General features: G+C 64.8%; 27 protein-coding genes. 4 read left to right on the forward strand and 23 right to left on the reverse strand.

Translation table 11 applies throughout. The features are described from left to right. The first annotated feature begins 573 nt into the window (after positions 1-573). Complete coding sequence (locus tag D466_RS0118475; protein WP_156004456.1) at positions 574-1,353, forward strand: hypothetical protein; 780 nt, start codon at positions 574-576, stop codon at positions 1,351-1,353. Here the strand turns inward: D466_RS0118475 and D466_RS0118480 are convergent. The 7 genes from D466_RS0118480 to D466_RS0118505 form a co-directional block, all read right to left on the reverse strand. After that, a complete protein-coding gene (locus tag D466_RS0118480; protein ID WP_018915181.1) occupies positions 1,340-1,951 on the reverse strand; it encodes a GNAT family N-acetyltransferase in 612 nt (203 codons plus the stop codon). The genes D466_RS0118475 and D466_RS0118480 overlap by 14 nt on opposite strands. Before the next feature lie 254 nt (positions 1,952-2,205). Beyond that, positions 2,206-3,813, reverse strand: a complete 1,608-nt coding sequence (locus D466_RS22350) for a GMC family oxidoreductase (RefSeq protein WP_051083791.1) — start codon at positions 3,811-3,813, stop codon at positions 2,206-2,208. A 13-nt stretch (positions 3,814-3,826) separates the two neighbouring features. Further along, positions 3,827-5,338 carry an aldehyde dehydrogenase gene (locus D466_RS0118490; RefSeq protein WP_231385768.1) on the reverse strand — a complete coding sequence of 504 codons (1,512 nt, stop codon included), beginning with the start codon at positions 5,336-5,338 and terminating at the stop codon, positions 3,827-3,829. A gap of 146 nt (positions 5,339-5,484) precedes the next feature. Then, positions 5,485-5,757: a LysR family transcriptional regulator gene (locus tag D466_RS0118495; protein WP_018915184.1), complete on the reverse strand. Its 273-nt coding sequence runs from the start codon at positions 5,755-5,757 to the stop codon at positions 5,485-5,487. Positions 5,758-5,888: 131 nt separating this feature from the next. Continuing rightward, positions 5,889-7,073 carry an OmpP1/FadL family transporter gene (locus tag D466_RS0118500; protein ID WP_018915185.1) on the reverse strand — a complete coding sequence of 395 codons (1,185 nt, stop codon included), beginning with the start codon at positions 7,071-7,073 and terminating at the stop codon, positions 5,889-5,891. A gap of 40 nt (positions 7,074-7,113) precedes the next feature. Next, the gene (locus tag D466_RS23605) at positions 7,114-8,148 is read right to left on the reverse strand and encodes a PDR/VanB family oxidoreductase (protein WP_196803526.1); all 1,035 of its coding nucleotides are present in this window, start codon (positions 8,146-8,148) and stop codon (positions 7,114-7,116) included. 69 nt (positions 8,149-8,217) lie between these two features. Beyond that, a complete protein-coding gene (locus D466_RS0118505) occupies positions 8,218-9,513 on the reverse strand; it encodes a Rieske 2Fe-2S domain-containing protein (RefSeq protein WP_051083792.1) in 1,296 nt (431 codons plus the stop codon). 185 nt (positions 9,514-9,698) lie between these two features. Between D466_RS0118505 and D466_RS0118510 the strand changes: the two genes are divergently transcribed. Then, positions 9,699-10,652: a LysR family transcriptional regulator gene (locus D466_RS0118510; protein ID WP_018915187.1), complete on the forward strand. Its 954-nt coding sequence runs from the start codon at positions 9,699-9,701 to the stop codon at positions 10,650-10,652. Positions 10,653-10,682: 30 nt separating this feature from the next. On the opposite strand, the gene D466_RS0118515 is transcribed toward D466_RS0118510, so the two are convergent. The 10 genes from D466_RS0118515 to D466_RS0118565 form a co-directional block, all read right to left on the reverse strand. Beyond that, positions 10,683-11,624 carry a LysR family transcriptional regulator gene (locus D466_RS0118515; protein ID WP_018915188.1) on the reverse strand — a complete coding sequence of 314 codons (942 nt, stop codon included), beginning with the start codon at positions 11,622-11,624 and terminating at the stop codon, positions 10,683-10,685. Positions 11,625-11,789: 165 nt separating this feature from the next. After that, positions 11,790-12,254 (reverse strand): MaoC family dehydratase, encoded by a 465-nt coding sequence (locus D466_RS0118520; protein WP_018915189.1) that lies wholly within the window; start codon positions 12,252-12,254, stop codon positions 11,790-11,792. 27 nt (positions 12,255-12,281) lie between these two features. Continuing rightward, a complete protein-coding gene (locus D466_RS0118525) occupies positions 12,282-12,854 on the reverse strand; it encodes a TetR/AcrR family transcriptional regulator (protein WP_026285474.1) in 573 nt (190 codons plus the stop codon). Then, positions 12,851-14,443 carry a DHA2 family efflux MFS transporter permease subunit gene (locus tag D466_RS0118530; protein WP_156004460.1) on the reverse strand — a complete coding sequence of 531 codons (1,593 nt, stop codon included), beginning with the start codon at positions 14,441-14,443 and terminating at the stop codon, positions 12,851-12,853. The genes D466_RS0118525 and D466_RS0118530 overlap by 4 nt, the downstream gene beginning before the upstream one ends. Further along, entirely contained in the window at positions 14,440-15,390 is a 951-nt protein-coding gene (locus D466_RS0118535; protein ID WP_018915192.1) for a ketopantoate reductase family protein, read from the reverse strand. Before D466_RS0118535 ends, D466_RS0118530 begins: the two co-directional genes overlap by 4 nt. Before the next feature lie 162 nt (positions 15,391-15,552). Next, positions 15,553-16,554 carry an NADP-dependent oxidoreductase gene (locus D466_RS0118540; protein ID WP_026285475.1) on the reverse strand — a complete coding sequence of 334 codons (1,002 nt, stop codon included), beginning with the start codon at positions 16,552-16,554 and terminating at the stop codon, positions 15,553-15,555. Beyond that, positions 16,551-17,393 (reverse strand): oxidoreductase, encoded by an 843-nt coding sequence (locus D466_RS0118545; protein ID WP_018915194.1) that lies wholly within the window; start codon positions 17,391-17,393, stop codon positions 16,551-16,553. Before D466_RS0118545 ends, D466_RS0118540 begins: the two co-directional genes overlap by 4 nt. Positions 17,394-17,544: 151 nt before the next feature. After that, positions 17,545-18,150, reverse strand: coding sequence for a TetR/AcrR family transcriptional regulator (locus D466_RS0118550; RefSeq protein WP_018915195.1), 606 nt, complete (start codon positions 18,148-18,150; stop codon positions 17,545-17,547). A gap of 449 nt (positions 18,151-18,599) precedes the next feature. Next, on the reverse strand, positions 18,600-18,947 hold the full coding sequence (locus D466_RS0118560; RefSeq protein WP_026285477.1) for an XRE family transcriptional regulator: 348 nt from the start codon (positions 18,945-18,947) through the stop codon (positions 18,600-18,602). A 109-nt stretch (positions 18,948-19,056) separates the two neighbouring features. Beyond that, complete coding sequence (locus tag D466_RS0118565) at positions 19,057-19,416, reverse strand: type II toxin-antitoxin system RelE/ParE family toxin (protein ID WP_018915198.1); 360 nt, start codon at positions 19,414-19,416, stop codon at positions 19,057-19,059. A gap of 252 nt (positions 19,417-19,668) precedes the next feature. On the opposite strand from D466_RS0118565, the gene D466_RS24985 reads away from it, so the two are divergent. Beyond that, positions 19,669-19,803: a hypothetical protein gene (locus D466_RS24985; RefSeq protein ID WP_255326095.1), complete on the forward strand. Its 135-nt coding sequence runs from the start codon at positions 19,669-19,671 to the stop codon at positions 19,801-19,803. 361 nt (positions 19,804-20,164) lie between these two features. On the opposite strand, the gene D466_RS0118575 is transcribed toward D466_RS24985, so the two are convergent. The 6 genes from D466_RS0118575 to D466_RS24565 all read right to left on the reverse strand — a co-directional run bounded on the left by D466_RS0118575 (position 20,165) and on the right by D466_RS24565 (position 23,609). Beyond that, positions 20,165-20,902: an Imm52 family immunity protein gene (locus D466_RS0118575; RefSeq protein ID WP_018915199.1), complete on the reverse strand. Its 738-nt coding sequence runs from the start codon at positions 20,900-20,902 to the stop codon at positions 20,165-20,167. A gap of 10 nt (positions 20,903-20,912) precedes the next feature. Continuing rightward, a complete protein-coding gene (locus tag D466_RS0118580; RefSeq protein WP_018915200.1) occupies positions 20,913-21,479 on the reverse strand; it encodes a Tox-REase-5 domain-containing protein in 567 nt (188 codons plus the stop codon). A 3-nt stretch (positions 21,480-21,482) separates the two neighbouring features. Next, positions 21,483-21,830 carry a hypothetical protein gene (locus D466_RS22360; RefSeq protein ID WP_018915201.1) on the reverse strand — a complete coding sequence of 116 codons (348 nt, stop codon included), beginning with the start codon at positions 21,828-21,830 and terminating at the stop codon, positions 21,483-21,485. A gap of 217 nt (positions 21,831-22,047) precedes the next feature. Then, positions 22,048-22,455, reverse strand: a complete 408-nt coding sequence (locus tag D466_RS0118595; RefSeq protein ID WP_018915203.1) for a PAAR domain-containing protein — start codon at positions 22,453-22,455, stop codon at positions 22,048-22,050. 450 nt (positions 22,456-22,905) lie between these two features. Continuing rightward, entirely contained in the window at positions 22,906-23,325 is a 420-nt protein-coding gene (locus D466_RS22365; protein WP_018915204.1) for a hypothetical protein, read from the reverse strand. A gap of 50 nt (positions 23,326-23,375) precedes the next feature. Beyond that, positions 23,376-23,609, reverse strand: a complete 234-nt coding sequence (locus D466_RS24565; protein WP_038166884.1) for a hypothetical protein — start codon at positions 23,607-23,609, stop codon at positions 23,376-23,378. Positions 23,610-23,622: 13 nt separating this feature from the next. On the opposite strand from D466_RS24565, the gene D466_RS0118605 reads away from it, so the two are divergent. After that, a partial coding sequence (locus D466_RS0118605) for a sigma factor (protein WP_018915205.1) occupies positions 23,623-24,026 on the forward strand: 404 nt, incomplete at its 3' end.

Below are 24,026 nucleotides of genomic sequence, written 5' to 3' on the forward strand. Positions count from 1 at the left end.
TCAAGATCGGCGCGGCCGTCGTGCGCAACACCCGCCGCGTGCGGCTGCTGCTGGCCTCCAGCCATCCCCTCAAGCACGTGTTCCTCAGCGCCGCCCACGCCCTGGCCCCTTGAGCCGCGAAAAGTGCTGTCCCCGGCACGTTGACGAACAACGGGGGTAAGGGGGTACTGCGCCCTGCGTTCGCCAAGACCCGCGCGTCGAGGCTTCAGGCCCTCATCCGCGATGCCACTCGCTTCGTGTTCGATGCCAAACCCGACGTCGATGGCGGCTCATGAAATATCCAGGCTAGTGCCCTTATGGTCTCGCCGCTCCGGGAACTTTCTACTGTCAGGTGCGTCTCATTGCACAGGATCCGCACATTCCGCGCACTCCGATGCTCTCCGTCCGCCAGCGTATGGCCCGAAAGGGGCAGGCTGGCATCATGGACGGCGGGGTCGCGCCGGACACTTCGGTGAGTTCTGGTACGGGCACGTAACCGGGCACGATTGGGGCCTGAAGCAATACACCGCTCAGAAATACCTGATGTGGAACTCCGACGCCACGGACTGCAATCTCAGCGAATGGTGAATCCACATGCGCCTGCCGCCACGAGCTCGAATTCGCCAAGTTCTTCTCGCCTTGCTCGTTTCGCCGTCCGTGATCAGCCCGATTGCACCAGCTGACGAGCCGAGCCCCGCGATACACGCCACACCCGCAAGTCCGGCCGGCGTCTTCCCGCAACCCGAACTCGGCAAGGTGCACGTGCTCGAACTGGACCAACTTCCGCCCGAACTGCGTAGCGAAGCCCTTTTCGCAATAGAGGGCGCCACGGTCAGCCCCTGGAGCGACCTGCGCACCGAGCAGATCGAGGAAGACGACTGGGTCTGGCCTCTGCCGGCCGATTCACTGTACCCGGATCTGGCGAGAATGAATCAGGGCAAGCTTGAGATCGCCCCTTGCGATCTCTCCCGCACGGAACTCGCCGGCTATCGCTTCCTGGGCTTCGAGGACAATGATGCCAACCCTGGCGAACCTGTCTCCACAGTGACTCGCCAGTTCCAGCGACCCGACGGCGTCATCGTCGCCCTCACAGAGAATGATCTATCGGGCCATGGCGCCGTCGTTGTGGTGGCCGAACTCGTGCGGGAGCACGTCAGCAACTGGCCAGCGGCCTTCACCGTGCAGCGCACCTCGTCCGGACGCACCCGTTCCGTGATCGATTGGGCCCATGACGGCCGAGACTTCACGCTCGTGGTGCTCGACGACGTGCGCCTCCCGCGGAGTTCGCCCAGATACGACAAGGAATGGATGTTCCGGCTGGCTGAAGCCATCGAGCATGCTTCTCAGGCCGACGTTCCCGTCACGGAGCACTGAACACGCCCGCAACTCCATGCGCAGCCATCCTCCGCAGCAGGGACTCGTGCACCCGAGGCCACTCGGCGTCCGTGATGCTGAACACCGCCGAGTTGCGCCTGCGACCGCTCGGCATGATGCGTTCGTTGCGCAGGATGCCCTCCTGTACCGCACCCAGGCGCTCGATCGCGGCGCGGGACCTGGCATTGATCTCGTCCGTGGTGAACTGCACCCGTATACAGCCCATGGTCTCGAACGCGTGACGCAGGAGCAGGAATTTCGCCTCGGTGTTCACGTGGCTGCGCTGCAGTGACAAGGCCAGCCAGGTGTGGCCGATTTCCAGCCTGCGGTGTGGAGGATCGATGTTCCACATGCGGGTGCTTCCCGCCACCCGGCCGCTTTCCAGATCCTCGATCACAAAGGGCAGCACGGTCCCGGCGTCACGGCCACGCAGAGCCGTGGCGATGTAGGACTCCACGGTCTCGGCACTCGGTACCACGGTGTACTCGAGCTCCCACAGCCGGCCGTCGGAGGCGGCATCGAGCAAGGAGTTGGCGTCCTGCGCCTGCAGCGGACGAAGGCGAACGCGGCTTCCGACAAGGGTGGGGATGGTGTCCATGAGCCTGGCTCGACCTTCGGATCTCCTATCGTAGGTCAACAGCCGAGGCGCGGCGGCCCTGAGCATCGATCCGCGATGCAGCGCGTTGGTACGGCTGCCCGCAAGCGGGAACCCATAACGGATCCATGCCGGTAACCCTGGGAACATGGCCGGCACGATGCGCCGGCCGAACCCATGCGACGATAGGAGCCCTCGCGAAAGGCTTGCGACATGCCTGCTCCACGGCGGCCCGGTGGTACCGGCAGTTCGGCGGGCTACGCCAGCGGTGCTACGCCCATCATGAGGTCCACGGCCCGATCGGCCACGGCCATGACCGTGGCATTCGTGTTCGAGCTAATGATCTCCGGCATCATGGACGCATCGAATACGCGAAGACCCTCGATGCCCTTGACCTTGAGATCCGGGGTCAACACCGACATGGGGTCGTCCTCGCGTCCCATCCGACATGTCCCGACCGGGTGATAGTTCGACTCGGTCGTGCGTCGGACATAGTGGCCGAGCGCCTCATCCGTCTCGAGGGCAGGCCCCGGGCTGACTTCCTTCTTGACGATCGACGCGAAGGGCTCCGTGGAGACTACGTTCCTGAAGAATCTCAGCGCTCCGACCAGGCGTGTCGTGTCCGCCTCGTGCTGAAGCCAATTGGGACTGATCCGGGCATCGTCATTCGGGTCGGCCGAGCGCAGCCGCACCGTTCCTCGCGACAGGGGCCGCACCAGGTTTGCCATCAGCGTCATGCCGTAGGTCGGCCTGGGCGCTTGCGGGTCGGGCCACATCACACCGACACAATACAGCTGCAGGTCCGGCTCTGCTTCCGGGTTCTGCAGATTCACGAACGCCATGGTCTCGGCTCCGTTCGACGCAATCGGTCCGCTGCGGAAGGCCAGGTACCGTATGGCGTTTTGTACCGCGCGCAGGCCTCGGTCCTCGCCGAAGTAGCCGTGCTGTCCGTGCGTGCTCATGGAGACGACCGCAATATTGTGGTCCTGAAGGTTTGCCCCCACTCCTGGCAGGTCGGCGCGCACGTCAAGCCCGCACTCTCGCAGGTGCCCGGCCGGACCGATTCCTGACAGCATCAGCAGCTTCGGGGTGGCGAACGCGCCGCCACACAGGAGCACTTCGGCGCCCGCCCGGGCGCGAAGCTTCGTGCCGTTGGCCATGACATATTCAACGCCCACCGCGCGGCTCCCTTCAAGGACAACGCGATGGACCCTCGCCCCGGTGATGAGCGTCAGACGGGGATCGGACTTGATCGGTTCGAGAAACGCATCCGCAGCGCTGCAGCGCTCACCTCGTTGGGTCGTGGTCTGCATGTATCCGACCCCCTGCAACACACCCGCGTTGAAGTCGGACACGAACGGTACCCCCTGACGCTGCATCGCACGGACGAAGCGATCGGCCGCGTCGACCGTGTACCGCGCATCCGAGACCTTGAGCGGGCCCTCCGCGCCATGGGCCTCGTTGTCGAATCTCTGGTTGGCCTCCTGCCTGCGGAAGTACGGTAGCAGGCCTGCCCACGACCAGCCTTCATCGCCGGTCGCCGCGACCCAGCGCGCATAGTCGGCACGCGAGCCACGCGTGTAAGCCATCGCGTTGACGGAACTACCGCCACCCACGACGTTGCCTTGCGGGATCGAAACCTTGCGGTTCCCCAGCGAGGGCTGCTCGTCCGAGGTATAGCGCTTCACATAGGGGCTACCGTCGAAGAGCATCTTGAACGTGCCGGCGGGCATGCGCACGAGAGACCCGCGTGCAGGCGGACCTGCTTCGAGCAGCAATACCTTCGCTCGAAAATCACGTACCAGGCGATGGGCCGTCACGCACCCCGCACTTCCCGCCCCGATCACGATGTAGTCGTAGTCCATGGCATCACTCCGCTCAGCTCGGCGCGCCCAAGGGCGTCGGAAGATAGATGGCCTGCTCCTCGAGGAACGCACCCAGCCCTTCGGGGCCGCCCTCCCTGCCGATGCCGGATTGCTTGAAGCCGCCGAAGGGCACGTTCGGCGCGACCTCCAGTCCGTTGACGCAGACGTTGCCGCTCCTGATCCGGCGCGCCACCGAGTAGCCGCGCTCAAGGTCGCGCGTGAAGATGCTGCCGCTGAGTCCAAAGTCGGAATCGTTGGCCAAGCCGACCGCCTGATCAACATCGTCGTAGGCCATGATCGCAGCGACCGGGCCGAAGATCTCCTCACGGGCAATCGTCATGTCAGGGGTCACGCCTGCGAACACGGTAGGTTGTACATAGAACCCTTCACCGCACTCCGGCGCCACACCACCACCGGTCGTCAGGCGTGCTCCCTCGCTTCGTCCCGTTTCGATGTACTTCAACACCCGATCACGCTGCCGCCGACTCGCGACGGGGCCGATCTGCGTCGCTCCATCCCAAGGATCCCCACATTGCAGTCCGCCGATGACTGCGGTGTAGGCTTCGACGAACTTCTGCTCGAGGCGCCGCGGGACCAGGATTCGTGTTTGCGCGAAACAGATCTGGCCCGAGAACGGCATCGTGAATGGCACCAGTGCGGCGAGCGTGGCATCGAGCTCCGCATCGTCGAGGACGACCGCCGCCGACTTTCCGCCAAGTTCAAGGGTCACGCGCGTCATGCGATCCGCACAGGCCTTGGCGATCAGCTTGCCGGTCGCCGTGCTACCGGTGAAGCTGACCTTGTCGATTCCCGCATTCGACACGAGATGGGCCCCCGCGACGGCGTCTCCAACGACCACGTTCAGCACTCCCGGAGGCAAGCCGGCCTCCTGCGCACAATCGGCGATCACGAGCGCATCGAAGGGCGTCTCTGGCGGCGCCTTGATGACCACCGTGCAACCCGCAGCCAACGCGGCTCCCAGCTTGTAGCCCAGGATCGGGCTCTGCGCATTCCACGGCGCGATCAGCGCGGCGACTCCTGCCGGCTGCCGCACGACGCGAGCATGCCCGGCGCGAGTCGCCCGCAACTCCTCGAAGGCCGTCGTCGAGGCCAAGCCCGCGTAGTAGTCCATCATTGCCGTCAAAGTCGGCACGAACAGGTCCGCAAACCGGACCGGCGCCCCGACCTCCCATGTCCACAGACGGGAAAGCAGCGGCAAACGCGACGCGATCGCCGCCGACAAGCGCGAAAGCATGCGCGCACGCTCGGGGCCGGACCAACGCGGCCAGGGGCCCGTGTCAAACGCCCGCCTCGCCGCATGAACAGCGCGGTCCACATCCGTCGTGCTACCCAGAACAACCGCGGCGATCGGCCGACCCGTCGCTGGGGAAATGAGCTCCACCGCCTGTTCGCCATCCGGCCGTACCCAGCGCCCGTCGACATGGAAACTCGACAGGATGCGCGAACCCAATTCAATGTCGGCATCGAATGCAGACGATACGGAATCAGCCATGTTGTCTCCCATTTGATTGTCCTTCCTCCCATTGCACGAGCAGGGCCTGGAAACGCGAATTTGCACGACCGCCCCCCTTGAAACCAAAGACATGGCAGTCCGTGAACCGGTCGTCACCACGCACCGCTTTGGCATCCGGAGCCCGCAACGAGACTCGGCTAGGAATCGTTCGCACGAACTCTGGAGACTTCCCGCGCAGCCCTGTCCAGCAACAGCGATATTTCTCGCGCATACGGCAGGAGTGCCACTCCCTGTTCCGTCAACCGCACCCCGCCCTGTCCCCTGGCAAACAACGCCGACCCGAGACACTCCTCCAGGAGCTGCAATTGCCGGGTCATTGCCGACTGCGCAACCCCCAGACGCTTCGCCGCCTTGTTGATGCTTCCCGCCTCCGCGATGCGGAGAAAATAGAGAATCTGCTTCAGGGTCACATCACATCCCCCCGGGCATGCATCCGGACACGAGCAGGCTGTTGAAACACCGGAAAGGGCGGCGCGCAGGCGCCGCGGGAGCAGATGCAAGCCGCCCTCGGGCATATCGACAGCGCGTCGGGCGAGCCGCGTCAGAAACGATGACCCAGGCTCACGCCAATCACCTCCGTCTTCGTACGATCCACGAACCCAGCGCTCGCCCCGCTGCCCGAAACGGTCACCGGGAACCCGTAGTCGAAAGCGCCGCTGATCTCGTTTCCGCCGCCCAAGCGATAAGTTGCCCCACAGGAGATGGAACTGGAAACCGGCATGGGCGACAATAAATTCCGCCCCACGACCGAAGAATCGATGGGATGATTGCCGACGGAGAATCCCGCGCGCAGAGTCAATTTTTCGCTCTCACGCCACGACAGGCCGGCGCGAACAAAGTTCTGATTTTTCCATCCAAAGGCATCGGCGGACCCGATGATGGTATTGGCGAATTCCATGTGCAACCAATCCGCAGCCAGGGTGAGCGACGGCGTGACCTTGTATGCAAGGCCTGCCCCATACTGCTCTCCGATGTCGATCCTTCCGTCCCCTGCGGCGAGGAGATCGTTCGAATAGCCGTTCAGTTTCCCCATGCGGATCATGCTGGCGAAGCTGGCGCCCAGAGTCAGCTTCGGAGCGACTTGCCCGATGTAGCCCAGGCGCAAGCCGTACCCGAAGGCCGTAGACACGCCGTGGCTTGGAAGCGCCAGCAATCCGCCACCTGCCCCGGGCACGATCACACCGTTCGCGGAAAATCGCTCCATCGCCGCAGCGAGACTCACGCCAACGTAATTTCCGCGCGCCAATTCATACGTAACGGTGGGCGCCGTTATCACCGTTTGCAGGCTCGATTTCGCTGGCCCCGCTCCCGCGACGGGAAGAGCCGCACGGCCATAGTTCGTTCCGACACCGACCCCGAAGATCGAAACTCCAAACGTCACCCTGGGATCAATCTGCCAATTCATGCCGCCATCGGGAATCGCGTAAAGTCGCCCGGTATGAAGCGTGTTTGATGCGCTGCCGTACTGGAAATCGGTCAACGGCTCGAGAACCTGAACCCCGAAGTCGACTCGATTCCCAACCAACGCCATACCCGCGGGGTTGTCCGCGGCCACCGTCGCATCCTGCGGGAAGGCAATCGACACGCCTCCCATTCCGGCAGCCTTGACGCCGGTTCCCGCCAGCGAGATTCCATCCACCGCGTATGCGGCCTGGCTCGAACAGGCAACGCAGGCAGTCGCCATGAGCGTCTTGCGCCAGCCTTTGAAAAGGATCTTGTTCGACATATGTCTCCTCCTGTTATCCCGGGACAATCCAGGGGTATTTCTATAGGTCTATTACCAATTTCTCCGAGCATGCTCGCGACACACAGAGCGCGATACAATCGTTCCGCCTCTTCTCCGCGTCCGTGAGAAACGAATCACGGTGATCTGGAACACCTTCAAGGACCTTCGTGACACAGGTTCCGCATACCCCTTGTTCGCAGGACGTTTCAATCGAAATTCCGGCGGCTCGCAGGACATCGACCGCGGTCGAGCCCTCAGGCACGCATAGATCCACCCCCGCTCGTGCAAGCCGCAGATGGAAGGCCTTTGACGGTGCTTCTTCCTTTCGCGCGATGGCCCCGAAGGATTCCGAGCGGACAAAGTCCTCCTTGATCCCGCTCCCTACGGCCACCTCTCGTACACAGGACATGAAGCCCCCGGGTCCGCAGGTATAGATCCGGTCATAGCCCACCGACCCGTTCAGCCGCGCTTCCAGGATTGCCCTCACGCGCTCCGGCGTGTTTTCATGAAGGATTTCCGCAGACTCACGAAGCGGCGGGCTCGAGATCTCCTCGCGAAATGCGCAGGCGTCCCTGTTTCGAACGAAATAGAGGAGTGCAAAGCGCCGCCCCGATCGCGCGAGCTCGCGCGCCATCGTGATGATGGGTGTGATGCCGATTCCCGCCGCGACCAGGAGAACGCGCTCCTTCCCTCCCACTTCGAGTGGAAAGAGGTTTCTGGGCCTGGAAATCTCCAGATCGGCTCCCGCCCGGATGTTCGCGTGCAACGCGGCGGAACCACCTCTCGATGATTCTTCCCGCTTGACTGCGATCGAGTAGCACTCCGAGCCGTTCGCGTCTCCGCACAGGGAATATTGGCGAACCAATCCCGGCGCAATATGGACATCGATATGAGCACCCGCGCGCCAATTCGGCAGGGGCTCGCCGTCGATTCGTCGCAGATCGAAGCGACAAATGTCCGTTGCGATGACAGCGACCCGCTCGACCCGCACGGGGATCCGGTCAGTTGAAATATCGTTCACCACGTCGATGCGCGCCCTCGCCATCCACCGGAGGCCGAAGACACGCTCTCCCATCAGTTGCTGCCGGACCCTAGGGTCCCGGCAATTGGCGACGGACCAACCCATCCGCCCTGGGCGAGTCCGTCAAGACCGCTCGTACAGGTCGGTGCGTCGAGCCTGCCGCTCGCAGAAGGCGATTTCGGATTCCTCCTTGTCGACTTCCGCCGTGATCACGACCATGTCGTGAAAGTGGTTTTTTGCCGGATCTCGAATGACCCCGCGCGGATCCTGGTTCGCGGCAACGGCTTGCGCGGCTTCATCCAGCATTCGTCGCGCGCGGACAATGGCAATATCGGAGGAGGACAGATGCTCATCGGTCTGCTGGTGTATGGCCCCTTGGGACTGCGTGATGACGATATCGTGCACGGAAAAGCATTCACCCAGGCCAACATAGGCCTTGTTTTCCATCGAGCTCCGATCCTGCGCGTAAAGATCCGATTCGGTTCGCCACATCCTGTCGCCGTCGACCTTTTCGGACTCGTACTGCTTCTTCAGGGCATCCATGTCCAACTGCCCGCTGCGATGGAATATGAACTCCCAGCGCCAGTGATGGGTGTCATCGATCGGAACATCCCAAAGCATGGTCAGCCCGCCTTCGCCCAGGTATCCCTCGAATCCACCGACCGCGCACGCATTGGGCATCACGAAATTGGTAATGCGCAGGGAATTCCGGTTCTCGCCCTGGATGACTCGTTTCGTATAGAGCCTGATTCCGAAGCGCGTCTCTTCGATGCTCAATTCGGGTCGGGCCTGGTTCGCGAACACTCCCCAACGCGCGTTCATGTTGGCGTCGGCCAACTCGATCTGATGGAGGTAGGAGGTGTGGACGGGATCGATGTTGCCTTCGCTGGCCTGGAGCCAGTTGCAATTGCCGAGCCAGCGTGTCGTATAGCAATGCGCCTTGCCGCCGAGCAAGGCCGGATAATTCGGGAACAACGGAGGCTCACCAGGTCCCATGTAGGCCCAGAAGGCCCCTGCAGCCTCATGAACGGGATAGGACTTCGTCCGGATGCGGTGCTTGGCATCGGGTGAAGCCTCGGCCGGCTGATCGAGGCAGCGACCGTCCACACCGAAGAGCCAGCCGTGATACGGGCAGCGGATACCCCCGTCCTCGATCCGCCCCAGCGCAAGATCGGCACACCGGTGGGCGCACTTTCGGTCGATGAGTCCGACAGCGCCTTGATCATCCCGAAAGAGGACCAGATCCTCGCCCATGATCCGAACCGTCTTCGGGCTTCCATCCGGCGCGAGAGTGTCAACCGGCGCTACCGGTTGCCAATATCGCCGCAGCAGTTCGCCGGCGGGGGTTCCCGAGTTCGTTTGGGTGAGGTATTGATACCGCTGGGCGCCGCGGGGCGGCGCGGATGTCGTCGTGGTCATAAAGTCTCCTTGTGCACTTGGCGTTGCCCACTGGCGCAGGTGTGCGGAGAGGCACGTCCGCGCCGGTGATGCAGCCCCGCCTGACTGGCAGGGGATCCGGCTCTTGGATATACTTTATGGTGATATCATGGCATCTGCTAGGCGATGCCACACATAGCTGCTATGCCCTTGGAGGAGGACTCTCGGTGGAGATCAAGCAACTGTCCCTGTTCGCACGCATTGCGGAACTGGGTAGCCTCACGCGCGCCGCCGACACGCTCGGGGTGACCCAGGCGGCTCTCAGTCGCCAGTTGGCTCAGTTGGAGGCGGAACTGCAAGTGCCGCTATTCCGGCGCAACGGCCGGGGCGTGGTGCTCACCGAGGCGGGACGCCGCCTGTTGGAGCAGGTGCCGATGGTGTTGCGCCAAATGGAGTTGGCCGAGCGGGCAGCACGCGGTCAAAGCAAGGATCTGCGCGGAAATTTCGTCCTTGGGCTTGCGCCATCGCTTGCACGTACCGCCGTCACCGCCTTGATCCAGGCGTTCCGTGCGCAGCTTCCGGATGTCACGGTGCGAACCGTGGACGGAACCTCCGCCGTGCTGACGCAGCTCGTCGAGGACGGGAAGCTCGATTGCGCCGTGGTGTACGGCTCGGGCGACGACACCGCTCTGGAGTTCCGGCGGATTGCCCAGGAGCGCCTCTATCTCGTCTCACCCCGCGCAGCCACCCTCCCCTCGACCGCATCCCCAGGTTCGCTGCCCCTTGGCGAGATTCCTCGACTTCCCCTGATCATTTCGAATCGGGGAAACCCCATCCACAAGGCGCTGGATGGGGCCCTTTCCGACATTGGCGCGGCGCCGGACATAGCGCACGAGATCGAGAACTTGTCTGCCATCATCGATCTCGTTCGGAACGGATACGGGCACTCGGTCATTCCATTGAGTGGCGTATACCCTCACCTGGAATCACCGGACCTTGCCGTACGGCGGATTGAACAGCCGGAACTGCTCGTTCAACTGTCCCTGGTCTGCCATGGCGACTCCAGGAAGGACCCGCTCATTGGCACTTGCGCCAGCCTGGTACAGCAGGTCATCTACAAGGAGCTGCAAAATTACCAGGGGAAGCTTGAGCAGGCCGCGCCGACGGAGTCATCCCCCTGAATTCGGGCCTCGAGGACTGCCCTTGCCGGCTCATCCCGGAGCCGACCGAGAAGCCTTGCTTCCCCACATCTGCGTGACCAGATCCTTGACCATGGGCTGCAGATGCTTGAAGCAGGCCTTCGGCGGGCGGTATGCGGAAGTCGCCAGCCAGAGGGTCGTCGAGATGGGTGGGCTTCCGATCGGAAACAGGCTCATGCCCTGGAGGCGCGGAGCGGTGCGGACGGCTTCGAGCGGAAGCACCGCGCAATACTCGCCATCTTGAATCAACTCGAGGATTGCAGGAACACTCTCGACTTCAAGCGCCACGCGCAGTCGCAGCGAACGTTGCGCCAGGTGATCCGATAGTTGCGCTCGCACCGCGTGCGGATGGCTCGGCATGATGAGCCGAAAACTGGCGAGATCCTGAAGTTCCAGATTCTTCCCGGAACCCGGGCTGAGGCCGTGCCGGGCGGCAAACTCCGGTGACGACACCATGTACAGGGGCTCCGTCACCAAGGGAACTCGTTCGATCGCCAGCGAAGTCGGCGTTGAATAACAAACTGCGCAATCCGCCCGCCCGTTGCCCACCCACTCGATGGCGTAGGCCGACAAGCCTTCCAGGATACAAAGCTGCAGACCGGGCAGACTATCGCGCACTCGACGGACGAGTTGGACGCTCAACTCCCCACTCATGCTCGGCGGCAAGGCGATGGTGAATCGGCCGTGCGTCCCTGTGCGAGAGTCCAGCATTTCAGACTGCACCTGCTCCAGATGCTCGAACACACTCCGACTGTGGCGGAGCAATTGTTCGCCCGAGTCGGTGAGCGTGACGCCGCGACCGTTGCGCTTCAGGAGTACCTGACGAAATTCGACCTCGAGGGCTCGAACGTCGCGGCTGAGCACTGGCTGACCGATACCCAGAAGTTCAGCGGCTCTGCTGAAGCTTCCCAATTCGGCCACCCGGGTGAAGTGTTGGAGCTTCCGTAAGTCCATGTTACATTGATATGCCTTTCCAACATATTGCCATTACCATACTCTGTTTCAAGCATAGCTCACGTTCGGCAATTTGGGCGCACAACGTGCTCCTATTTGTAACTGACCTGCCGCGGTTCTCCGGGCCAACCATTCCTGGACGACAGCCCCGCCCCGATGTGTCACTCAGATCTGCGGGCGGCGAAACACCAGCAGCCTTGCGATGGTCGTCTGTACGACATCGCCTGCCTGATTCAGGGTCTGGCTGCGCACGCTCACGCGCGCCCGATCCGGCCGCGATGCCGATGGGATGATCTCCACCACCTCGCTGCGCACGCACAAGGTGTCCCCCGGGCGCACGGCACAGGGCCAGGTGACTTCAGCCCCGGCGCCGACGATTCCCATCGCGAGCGGCAGGCCGCCGTCGACCAGCAGGCGCATGGTCAGAGCCGCGGTATGCCATCCGCTGGCGGCCAGGCCCCCAAACAGCGTATCGCGGGCGCTCGCTTCGTCCATGTGGAAGTGCTGGGGATCGAATTCGCGCGCGAAGCGCTGGATGTCGTCCCGTTGCACCTGCAATGTGCCCGACTCGAAGCGTTGGCCTACGTGCAGATCGTCCAGGTACAGACCGGGCGTTTCGGAGGGTCGCATGACGGTGCTCCTGATCCAGGGTTGATCTCAGCGCGGCTGCAACACGAAGGCGGCTGCGGCACGCAGGAAATCCGCCGAAAGCTCGGGGTCGCGCACCACGCGCGACATGAGCAGGGCTCCGACCAGGGTGGACAGGCTCGCCAGCGCGCGGTCGCGGCGTGCGGGGGTCGAGGCGTCGTCCAGCAGGCCTTCGAGCAGGTCCAGGTATCCCCGCGCCTCGGCCTCGAAGACCTGCCGCAACGGCGCGTCGTCGCGGCGCGCAGCTTCGGCACCCAGCGCCACGAAGGCGCAGCCCTCGGCCGGGTGGTCGCGGTGGTCCGGGGATAAATAGCCGTTCACGAAGCTCGCCAGCGGGTCGTCGGCGCCCGCCACGCGTTCGTTCCACTTCAGGCGACCCCGCTCCAGCGCGCAGCTCATGGCTTCGCGCACAAGGTCCTCCTTGGAGGCGAACTGCTTGTAGAAGCCGCCGTGGGTGAGGCCCGCGGCGCGCATGACTTCTCCGAGCCCGATGCCATCGAATCCCCGTTCGCGAAACAGTCGCGCAGCCGAATTCACAACCTCGCGCCGGTTTCGCTCGGCCTGTTCCCTGCTGACTTTCATGACGAACTCCTGGGGGGGATATGTGCATGGGGCGCCGTCTCGGCCGCGCTGACCAGGAGCCAGCTGGCCAGTGCCGCGACCAGGGCGATGCCGGCGGCGCCGAGCAGCACCGTGGAGAAGCCCGCCGCGAAGCTGTCGCGCGCGATGTGCTGCAGATGCTGCGCGGTCGACGGCGGAAGCCCCGCCAGGGCGCCCGACAGGTCGCCGGCGACGATGCGCGACACCAGGGCATGCAGCGGGGGAAGTCCCGTGCCCAGGCCGGACAGCGAGGCCGCCACATGGCCGCGCGTGCGGTCGACGAGCAGGGCTCCGAGCGCGGTGATCCCGACGACCAGCCCGGTGAAGCGAAGGGTCGCACCGATTCCCGAGGCCATGCCCCCGCGCTCCGGCGGAATCACGCTCATCGAGACCTTGGCCGTTTCGCCGTTGAGCAAGCCCGCTCCGCAACCGGTCAGCGCCATGCCGAGCGCGACCGCGAGGTAGCCGGCCTGGTTCGCCACGAGCCAGGCCGTGAGCGCATTGCCGGCAGCGGTGACCAGCAGCCCGGCCGTGAGCAGGCTGCGTCCCGAAACGCGGCCGGCCAGTGCGGCGGCGACGCGCGGAACGATGAACAGTGGCAGGGCGAAGGGCATCATGCGCAATCCGGCGGCTGCCGCGCCGAAGCCGAAGGCATTCTGCAGGTACAACGGGAGGTAGGTCAGCATGACCTGCGCGGAAGCCGCGTAGCCCAGCATGGCGATGCTGCTGCCCAGGAAGGTGCGCCGGCGGAACAGCGCGAAGTCGACCATCGGGCGCGCCTGCACGAGTTCCACCACCACGTAGGCGACGAGCAGCGCGGCACCAACGGCGAGGCGCGAAAGGGTCGCCTGCCCGCCCCAGCCGTCGACGTTGGCGTCGATCATGCCCCAGATCACCGAGAACAGGCCGCTGCCGAACAGCACCATGCCGGCCAGGTCGATGCGCTGGGCGTGCGGATCGCGGGACTCCTCGACCGCCGAGGCGCCCAGCAGCAGCAGCGCGGCGCCGATCGGCAGGTTGATGAAGAACACCCAGCGCCAGCCGATGCTGGACGTGATCGCGCCGCCGGCCAGCGGGCCGAGCGCGACCGCGATCCCCATCACGCTGCCCCAGAAGGCAAAGGCCCTGGCGCGCGCGGCTCCGCGGAACTCGTGACCGAGCACCGCCAGGGCGGCACTGAGCTGCAGCGCGGCGCCGACCCCTTGGAGCGCGCGTGCCGCATTCAGGCTGGCGGCGCCGGGCGCCACGCCGCAAAGCAGCGAGGCGAAGGTGAACAGTGCCAGCCCGAGGAGCAACAGCCGGCGGCGCCCGAAGCGGTCGGCCAGCGCCCCCATGGGCATCAGGCAGGCCGCGAACGCGAGGATGTAGGCACTCACGACCCATTCGATGTCCGAGAAGGTGCTGCCCAGGCTGCGCGCGATCGCGGGTAGCGAAACGGCGACGACGTTCGCGTCGAGCATGATCATGAAGGAGACGCCGGATACGCACAGCAACACCCGCGCCGCGCGGCCGCTCACCCAGCGCCCGCCTGGCGCCATCCCCGCCGTGGCGGTCGTTGCGGGCTCGTTCATCGAGCATGCTCCTTGGGTGCCAGGGTCCTGGACTCCAGCGTGTTCTGATAGCGCCGCAGGTGCACGTAGGCCGCCTGCAGCAATGGGGTCGCGATGCCTGCGCGCTGCGCATGGCGGTGCAGGTCGCCGAGGATGTTTTCCACCTCGACCGGACGTCCCTGCTGCAGGTCCCGGTACATCGACGAGGTCAGCGGCGATCCCTGGGTGCTCAACAGTTCACGCGTCGCTTGCAGGAACGAGGACGAGGGTGCATCGCCCACGCCGCGGACCACCGCGGCCACCTCGTCCAGCAGGCTGTTGGCCAATTCCCCTCCGCCGGAGCAGGCGACGACCTCGCCGACAGGGCCGCGCATCAAGCAGGTGAGTCCGCCGAGACTGGCCAGAAGCACCCACTTCTCCCACATCTCGCGGCGGATGTCCGGGGTCAGCCGCGTAACCATTGGGCTGCCTTGCAGGAAGTCGCGCAGCATCCGGATACGCGCCGAATCACGGCCGTCGAGTTCCCCGAAAGCCATCTCCTGCAAGGAGTTCAACTGGACGATGTCGCCCTCGTCGCTCAGAGTGGTAGCCACCTTGAGGGTGCAGCCCACGATCCTGTCGGCACCGAAGCGGCTTGCGATGCGCTCCAGATGCCCCATGCCGTTGAGCACCGGCAGGATCATCGTGTCGGCTCCGACGGCCGGCGCCATGTCTTCCAGCGCGGCCTCGAGCTGGTAGCCCTTGACGGCCAGCAAGACGGCATCGAAGGGACCGGCCAGGGTATCGCGCTGCACCAGCCGGGGCTCGATGACGCTGTCGCCGTCCGGGCTGACGATGCGCAGGCCGCGCTGCCGGAGCTGGGCGGCACGGGCAGGCCGCACCAGGAAGTGAATCTCCCGCCCGATCCCGTGCAGGCGTGCACCCAGGTATCCGCCCGTGGATCCCGCACCCACCACCAGCCATTTCATGGCGCCCACCCTGCCTTGTCGAGCTTCGGGCCTCTGCATGTGCCTGCCCTATGCCGTTAGATTACCATCATCATCTAACCGGAGGGCCCCCACAGGTAAAGACCACACAGCAGATATGGGCAAATAGGCGTGCCCCCCCCGAGCCAGGCTTGCGGGCTTGGCTCACTGGACCTTGACGACGACTTTGCCTTTGGCGCGGCCGGATTCGACGTAGGCCAGGGCCTGGTTGGTGGATTCGAATGGAAACACCCGATCGATCACGGGGTGGATGGCGCCGGCTTCGATGAGACGCGTGATCTCGCGCAGTTGACTCCCGTCCGCCTTCATGAAGAGGAACCCATAATCGACGCCCCTGCGTCGGGCCCTGCGCCGAATCCCCGCGCCGAGCATGCGCATGATCAGCCTGACGAGTCCGGGCGCACCGATCGCCTCCCCGAAGGCCGGATCCGGCGGCCCGGAAATGGAGATGAGCTTGCCGCCGCGCTTGAGGATGCGAAGCGACTTTTCCAGGGTCTTGCCATCCTGGCTGTTCAAGACCATGTCGTAGTCGCGAAGGACGTCCTCGAAGTCCTGGGTCCTGTAGTCGACGACGATGTCCGCGCCCAGGTGCCTGACGAGTTCGACATTGGTCGTGCCCGTCGTCGTGGCGACGGTTGCGCCCAGGTGCCTGGCCAACTGGATGGCGAAGCTGCCCACGCCGCCCGAGCCCGCCTGGATGAAGACCTTCTGGCCCGCCTTCAGGCCGGCCCTCTCGACAAGCGCCTGCCACGCCGTCAAACCCACCAGTGGCAGGGAGGCGGCCTCCTCCATCGTCAGCGCCGCGGGCTTGAATGCAAGCGAGGACTCCTTGACCGGGACGAACTCGGCGAAGGTACCGATGTGAAAATCGTCCACCCGAGCGTAGACCGCATCGCCCGCCTTGAACTGCCGCACGCGCGGACCCACCTTGACGACGACGCCGGCCACGTCGTGGCCGAGGATGAGCGGCAGGCGATAGGGCAGGATGAGCTTGAACTCGCCGTTGCGGATCTTGGCGTCCAGCAGGTTCACGCCGGCGGCATGGACCTCGACCAGGACCTCGTCCTCGCGTGGCTCGGGGATCGGCATGTCCGCCTGACGGAGCGCCGCTTGCTTCCGATATCCATCGACCACGAAGGCTTTCATGACTTGGCCCCCGTGGGTGCATCGAGCCGAAGATCCTTCCGAATCCCGGCATCCATCACCCCTGCTGGCGCGAATCGCCGCAGCCACGCCAGTTGGCCGGCGCGCCTGCCCGCCGTGTAGCGAAGTCGGGGGCTGGCGTCACGGGCGGCCTTGAGTACGACCTCCGCCACGACGCCAGGCTGGTCCGCCATCGTCATCACCTCTTTCACGCGCTGGCTGACCGAGGTGCGAGCTTCGCGGTACGCATCCAGCTGGGCATCGGGCTGCAGGAAGTTCGCGTCGAATGGCGTGTTCGTGTAGGCCGGCTCGATGACCGAGACCCGGATGCCCCTCGTGCGCAACTCATGGTCGAGCGACTCGGAATAGCCCTCGATCGCGTGCTTTGTCGCGGCGTAGAGCGCGCCATACGGCATGGGCAGGAAGCCAAGCACCGAGCCCATGTTGATGATCCGCCCGGCGCCCTGTGTGCGCATGTGCGGAAGCACGGCACGCGTCATCCGGACCATCCCGAAGAAATTGGTGTCGAACATGGACTGGGCCTGCTCGATCGAACTCTCCTCCGCCCCGGCCGGAGCCACTCCGAAGCCGGCGTTGTTGATGAGCAGATCGATACGCCCTTCCCGTCGCATCAGCTGCGCGACAGCGTCGGCGACGGAGGGATCGCTGGTCACGTCCAGGCTCAGCATCTCGAATCGCCGCCCACCCGCACCGCCGCCGCGTCGGCTCGTTCCGTACACCGTGTAGCCCGCGCTTGCCAGCAGCTGCGCGGTGGCTTGCCCAATGCCGGATGAGGCCCCCGTCACGAGGGCGACCTTGTTGCTCTGGTTTTTCATGCTCATGACACTACTCCGTCGTGGTGGGGGGATCGGGAAGCTCGCTGTCGGCAAGGGCCGAGCGATATGCCGCGGTGCTTGAGAGGCTTGTCTGAACAGTTTGGCATGATGGCCGTCATTCGGCATGGCGAACCAAAGGGGCTTGGGTATCCAGGGCTCAGGGAGCGATCGAGCTCAGATGCTTGAATGCCGCTTCGCGCAGGCTATCCGAAAGGCCGGGCTCATCGACCGCGCGGGCCAGCACGACCGCACCCACCAGGGTGGAAAGGGTCACGAGCGCTCTCTCGTGTGCGCTCGGCTGCCCCCAGTCCGGCGACTGACGCGCGAGGAGGTCGACCGTCGCCTTGATATGGCGTGTCACCACGCGACGCACTTCGGGCGCCTGCCGCGAGGTCTCGGAGCCCAGGGCCGCCAAGGGACAGCCGCTCTCGAGTTGCTCGACATGCTCTTTCGACAGGTAGGCTGCGAGCATCGTTGCAAGCGCCTTGTCGGGTGATGCGCCGGCCGCCAGCTCGAATGCGGTGGCGGCCGACTTCGCGCATGCTTCTCCCGCCGCTTCGGCCAACATGGCCTCGCGCGACGCGAAGTGGGCATAGAAGGCGCCGTGCGTCAGCCCGGCCTCCCGCATGATGTCCGCAACGCCCGTGCCGGCATATCCGCTGCGACGGATGGCCCGCGCAGCGACGGATAGGATTCGCTCGTGTGTGGCGGCCTTGGCGGCGGCGCGGGCATTGGCGGCTGTCTTTCGCATGATGCTCATCATACACCACTTCAGCCGCCGAGCTTGCCGTCACGCGGCCCGGTGGGCTCCGTCGCGCACCGGAACCGCTGCCATGCGTTGCCCTGCATGAGCGCGAGCAACAGGCCACCCCGCGACGAGGACAACCGCAGCAATCGCCTGGCTCGCGCGTCGTCCGCGTCTCCGAGACGCCGCCAAGCCCGAGCGGCGTGAACCACTCAGGTCTTGAGACTTGCTTGCCCTGGATTTCCACACTCACGCCATGAGTTGCCGCGGCGGGCAAGCTGGGAGGTCGTACTGGCTCTGAAGGCGGTGCCGCTACGACAGAACTCTCAGGCATGAAGCCCGGCTCACGCCGGCACGGTATGCCGCCGGATCTTGGCCAGGAACTCGGTACCCATGCATTCCTCGGCCAGGATTTCTCCGGGCGTCGTCAGTACCACTTCGCGGGACATGGCCCTGTCCTCCCGCAATCAGCTCTCGTCGACGACCTCGCCTGGGTCCGTCGCCCTTTCGCTGTCGGCGAAGTTCAGGATGCGCACGCTGCCTTCCGGGAAGCGCGCCGTGATCTCCAGTTCGCCCCCCATGGCCTCGATGTGGCTGCGCAGCGTGGAGATGTACATGTCGGTGCGCTTTTCCAGCTTGGCAATGGCGGGTTGCTGCACGTGCAGCAGCGTGGCGAGCATCTGCTGGGACAGGCCGCGTGCCTGGCGAAGTTCGTCCAGCGGCATTGCGGCAAGCATCTCGCGCGCCTTGTCGCGCGCCCGCGCTTGCGCCCGCGGCGTCATGGACGATCGCAATTCCTCGAACTTTCTGGCCATGATGATTTCCTTGCTCCGACGATGACGTCTCGTCGTATACCGTGCCACAACGAGCATCCAGGACCGCGGCTGGACTTCCACTCCTGGGCACCCCAAGCATGATGCAACTCTACTGCCTGCCCCCTCGGCGCAATTCCTCCAGATGCTCGTCGTACAACTTGTCGGCCTTGGGAATGAACTCTTCGTACCACCGATCGTTGCCCGACTTGTCGCCTCCGATCAGCAGGATCGCCGTCCGGCGCGGGTCGAAGGCGTACAGCGTTCTGTATGGCCTTCCCTGATGCTGGATTCTCAGCTCGCGCATGTGACCATGCCTCGAGCCGCTGATCCCGCTGCTGTGCGGCATCCGAAGCGCCGGGCCCTTCACCTGCAGCAATTCGACCGACGCGGCGACCGACACCTGTTCCTCCACGTCGAGCGAGGACCACCAGACCCCGAACTCGTCCGTGTACTCGACATCCCATGCCATGGAAGGAATACTAGGCGCACAGATTCATTCCGTCAACGGAATGCCCCTGGCGGGCGGTGGGCCTCTGCACTCATGACAATTTGCACACTCTCGCCTTGAGTTAGCGCCTCTTCAAGCGTTCGGCCGTGTCATCCGGCCGTCGAATCGTGAAGGTACTCATGGGTAGCGCTCCAGGAAATGGGGCGGGGTCAGGGCCGCCAGGGTCCGCCGCCACAACTCTCCACGACCGACATCGCGGATGTTGTGCGTGACGTGCCTGCGCTCCGGCCGGATACCTACAAGGGCATCTGGGACGCCATTGCCAACACGCCGGAGCAGGCGGCCAACCTGCGTGCGCGCAGCGATCTCATGCGAGCCATCGCACAGATCGTGGCCAGCCACGGCTGAACACAGGCCGATGCGGCTCGGCGCTGCGCAATTACACAGCCGCGCATGAACGATCTGCTGCGCTGACGCCTGTCGCGCTTCTCGCTCGACGCGCTGGTGAACATTGCGGCCGCTTTGGGACAGCGCGTGCATCTCGAACTCGAACCGGTCTGAGCGTTGGCGCCATGCGTTCGTGCAGCGAGTCGGAACGCCGTGCTGCCGCTGAAGGCCGTGGGGCAAGCACGGGCCCCTCAGGCTTGAAGCCCGCTCACGGCCGCACGGCATGTCGCCGGATCCCGGCCAGGAACTCGGTGCCGATGCGGTCCTTGGTCAATTCCGTGTCGTAGTGATGACCTGCCCCCATTGGCCGCTGATCGTTGCCTCACCCTCCGGCCGCCGGCCAAAGATCCGAGTAGCAGGGCATCAGATCCTGATCGACCATGCGGATGTCGATGTTGGCCGCGGCCTCGATGTGCCGCGGGTTGTCGCCGTCGAAAGCCTCGCCGATCACGCTCTGCACCACCGTACCCCGGCGCCTGCCGTCGGGTCCGGTCATCGGCACCAGCGCCGCGGCTTCGGGTATCTGCTGCGCCGTGATCTCCCTCGGCAAGTACAACATCCAGCCAACGCCGGGCTTGTCGGGGAACACCTGCTCGGAGTAGCCGATCGGATAGACCTCCACCCAGACCGGGTCGAACTGCTCGACCACGGGACGCAGGACATCGAGCAACAGTTGCGCGTCGATTTCATCCAATGCACCCCGCAACTCCACGTCGAGGCTATGTACCTGATCTGGAGGCCCCACATGGCATGCCAGCGTCGGGCGCACCCGCGCGGACTCCTGCCCACTCCAGATGCCGACATAACTGCGTTCCTGCTCGTTCTTGAATTGCTGCTCCAGCACGGCCAACCCGACGCGCGACGGCCCCTCGTCGTCGAACACCGGAAACAGCCGAGCCAATTCCAGAGTGTCGCCCAACAACCGCCATCCGGTTCGATGAAACTCCGGATAGCGGCGCTCCAGAGGCTCGACCACATGGGACAGCCTGCGCACCACCTCGGGAAAGTCCCGAAACCCCAGTCCGGGGTCTCGAAATTCGGCTGTGGCCCTGATGAACATCGTTAGCTCCTCACGGATAGTGCTCAAACTCGACGCCGTTTCTGAGCAATAGCTTGCGCATCGCCGCAAGCGTCCCCGCCCCCTGAAAGTAGTACCTCACCCGTGTTGGGGGGTTGAGCTTGGCAAGCGCGCCATGCTTCACAATCTGCTCGCGCATGGGTCTGAAACCTGTAAACCAGTCTGTCGACAAGAACTGGTCGTAATTCGCCTTGGCCTCCTTGATCAGGCACGGATCGCTGACAAAGGCATCGAACCACGTTCCACCCCACTCCCACTCCTCGCTCCAGCCCTGCTCGACGCTGTAGGGCCAGCCGGTGACCCGGCCCTGGTACTCCCGCGGGGGCGGGTTCATGAAGTGCGTAGCTCGACCTCGATAACCGGCCCTCGGTGGACAATCCTTGCAGGTCCGGTCGTCACGCGTCAGCTCCTGCGCGGACGTGCGCGCTCGGGTGTCGTCCTTCTTCTTGCCAGCCATCTGCGCCACGCCGGCCCCCGCGATCACCGCTGCCGCGCGCAGCAGCCAGCCCCCCAGAGCCGCCACGGCCGACTCGATCAACGGAATCGCGAATGCGACCATGCTTCACTCCTTGTTCGCGCCCTGGGCCCTGCCCCGCCAGCGCACAAGGCACAGGTAGTCGGCAAACCGTTGCGACGCACTGCGCCCCGGGCGCGTGATCCACGCCTTCACCGCCGGCTGCTCATGGAAGCCCGGCGCGGCCGCCTCCAGGCGGATGAACTCGCCCATCAGCTTGTCGTCCACACCCCACTGCTGCGCCACCCGCAGCGCGCGCAGCATGCGCTGGGCCAGGTCGGGCTGCGCACCCAGCTCCGGCTGGTCGCGCAGCAACTCCAGGCGCACTCGCTCGACAAAGCTGAGCTCGTTCAGAGCCTGCACTGCCTGGATCTGGCTGGCATCGAACTCAAGCATGCGGCGCCTCCGGGGCGACCTGCACGAGCCGTCCGGCGCGCTCGACCAGCCACTGCACGAACAAGGCCAGCTTGCCCTCGCCGCGCTCCAGCATCGGCGCCAAGCCCCTCATGGGCGGGAAGCAGGGGATCGAGCAGCGCGTACAGGCACGCCGACGGCCAACCGCCTCTGCGCGAATCGGCCAGGCGTAGCTCGACGGAGCTGGCCTCATCCGATCTCATACCTCCCTCCGCAACACGCTCACCGCGCCGTGGATGGCCGCGTGACGCAGGCACTCCAGGCAAAGCCCCGGGCCCGATGGCGGCGGCGCTCGCGGCGCCTCGGGCTGCTCCGGCGCCTCGGGCGCTTCATCGACCACGAATGCCTGTTGCGAGGCGATCAGCGTGGCGCCACAGGCCGTCTGCATGCCCTCCACCGCCACGTTGAGACCTCCGATCCACGGCAGCTCATGCCCACCGGATCCGTCCGGAACGATGGGGAAGTCGCCCTTGCACTTGGGGCACGACACCCTGTGCCCCACGCAGGCGATGGCGCGGCCATCCAGGGTGTCGGTGTCGGCTCCTTCCAGCACGACCCCGCCATGCGAGGTGCTGTCGCCCACCAGGATCAACGCGCGTCGCGCCATGATGCATGCTCCAGGAAGCGGCCCTGGCCTCGTCATGAAGCCAAGCCGGTCCCGGCATCCTTGCAGCCATTCACCAACATCATGACCTGCCGGGGAATCGGGCTTTGAAACTGGCGTCTCCTAGTGTCCTGTCCCGCCGATAAGTGGCATTTCGTTCGTGTGCCTGCGGGGTCCTCGCCGGCGCCGAACCCTTCGGGCTGGGCCGTATCGGGGCGCATGCTGCGTTGCGGCCGCGCCTTGCCTGCGCCCCGATACGGCCCAGCGAAATGACAGTTATCGGCGGGACAGGACACTAGATTTGCTCACTCTCGCCACGAGTTAGCGCAGCGTGCGAGTTGGGACGTTATCGTGCCGCTGAAAGCGGTGCGGCAAAGACGAAGGCCAAGCTCCATGAACTCACCCACGTTGCTTGACGCCTCGCGCTCCGCCCAGGCTACTGATCAGTAGATCTCATGGTCGCATTCGGGCTTGGTACCGGGGATTTTTCCAGGAGACCAGGTCCTGGCAGATCTGCTCGACGCTGAGCACGTCATGCAGGCCGGTGTGCTCCATCACCGCCTTGCGCCCGGCTTCGGTAACGCAGCCCCAGATCAGGATCGCGCCGTCATAGACGACTTCCCTCCCCTTCACGAAAGCCCTCGGCCGCGGTGCGTCGCCGGCGGCGGCCAGAAACGCTCGGAAGGCTTCCTTCGCGTGATGATCCAGCTGCCCGGCGCGATCGAGGACGAAGTATCGGAAGTTCTGAAACTCGATCTCGCACTTCATCTCCGCGACGAACACCTGGCTGGTGGCCTTATGCCGTAGAGCGAAATCCAGAGTGTGGCCACGGGTCTCGCCCAGCGCTTTGAGCTTGGGGCGAGCGCCGGGCACGGAAGATCTCTTGGAAGGTGGGATTCATGCGGCCAAGCCTTGCTGGCACATCACAGACGCAGCCAATCCACCCTCTTCTTCTTCAACGCACGATCTCGCTCTCTCCGCTCCACCCGCGAAGGATCCCGTATGTCTGCCAGGTGTTCGGCGGTGCTGCGCACGACCCAGAAGCTCGTGACGGCAACATCCGCGACGAACAGCCGGCTCGGAGGCGAACCGTACTTCGGCGCGCCGGCCAAGCCGGTGGCTCCGCGGAACACGTCCACAATATTCCCGGCGTTCATTCGTCTACCTGTCATGGACGCCGTTTCCGCCCCGCTGCCTCCGGCTCACTTCTCCATGTCCGCCGACGCCCCGCGCTTCACCGAAATCGTCAAGCGCGAACGTTCGCGGCTGGGGGACTTCATCCGCCGCCGCGTGCGCGATACGGCGGAGGCCGAGGACATCCTGCAGGACGTGTTGTTCGAGTTCTACCTGAGCGCCGATGCGGTCGAGCAGGTCGGCGCCTGGCTGTTTCGGGTGGCCAGGAATCGCATCATCGACCGTGCGCGCAAGACGAAGGAAGAGCCGCTGCCGGTCGCCGATGACGACGATGGCCGCAGCTGGCTCGAAGAGAACCTGCCGGACCCTTCCGCAGGACCTGATGCGGCCTATGCCCGCTCCGTGTTGCTCGCTTCCATCCAAGCCGCGCTGCAAACGCT

It is taken from the genome of Thiomonas sp. FB-6 (assembly GCF_000377645.1).
GTDB lineage: Bacteria > Pseudomonadota > Gammaproteobacteria > Burkholderiales > Burkholderiaceae_C > Thiomonas_A.